Annotated in this window: 1 pseudogene; it reads right to left on the bottom strand. The window is 52.0% G+C overall.

The window, feature by feature from the left end:
- Positions 1-304 (bottom strand): annotated as a pseudogene (locus tag WFL93_RS24175) (hypothetical protein); the annotation flags it as partial.

Below are 304 nucleotides of genomic sequence, written 5' to 3'. Positions count from 1 at the left end.
ACCATGGCTGTTTTCATCAGCCCAGACAGAGGTAATGACCGGCACTGGCGGGGCTGGCGGGGCATAGTAAATATCGTAAGGTTCGCTGGAAACACCCTGCGATTTCACCACAATTTGGTTACGACCTTCACTCAGCGTGATGTGGTAAGACCAGTTGCCGAAATTGTCCGCCTGAACGGTATCGATGCGTCGACCATGCAGCCAGATTTCCACCTCAGCAAAACTGCCGACGTTATGACCACGGATATATGGCGTGGCGTCATCGGTGCTATCACCGTTACCAATATGACCATGGCTGTTTTCA

Source organism: Pantoea sp. USHLN256, assembly GCF_037149875.1.
Taxonomy (GTDB): domain Bacteria; phylum Pseudomonadota; class Gammaproteobacteria; order Enterobacterales; family Enterobacteriaceae; genus Pantoea; species Pantoea nemavictus.
Note: the sequence above shows the minus strand (reverse complement) of the source record. Positions and strands in the feature narration are given on the sequence as shown.